A 526-nucleotide genomic window follows, 5' to 3' on the forward strand; every position below is an offset into this window, starting at 1 on the left:
CCAGATCGCCGCCGGCGCCGCGCCGAGGTAGCCGGTCGCCAGGCCCAGCAGCAGCAGCGGCAGCCGGTGCTCGGCCAGCAGGCGGCGGCGCTCGGGCGCGGACGCGTGCTCGGCCAGCACGTCGAAGGTGAACACGCGATACCCCAGCCAGCCCCAGATCAGCGGCGGCAGGATCAGCGCCAGCGGCGGGATCAGCCAGAACGGCAGCGACGCCACCAGCAGCACGACGCACAGCAGCGTGTGGCCCAGCGACCAGCTCAGGCTGGCCACGAAGCCGGCGCCGCGCTTGCGCTCCAGCCCCGCGAAACGGCGCTGCGCGACCAGGTCCACCATCGACGGCGTCATCAGCAGCGCCACCAGCAGCAGGCTCAGCACGACCAGCGCCGGCACGGCCATCGCCAGCACGATGATCGGCGCGAGCACCGTGCGGAAGGACGCGGCGCCGAGGCTGTCCAGCCACTTGAGCAGGCCGTCGATCAGGCTCCAGGACTCGAGCGTCGCGCGCACGCCGGCGACGGCGGCTTCC

1 protein-coding gene is annotated in these 526 nt (G+C 73.8%); it reads right to left on the reverse strand.

Translation table 11 applies throughout. The features are described from left to right. Positions 1-526: EI24 domain-containing protein (locus FUT87_RS07980; protein ID WP_186830421.1), on the reverse strand; the 526-nt coding region annotated here is incomplete at both ends.

Source organism: Mitsuaria sp. TWR114 (assembly GCF_007997345.1).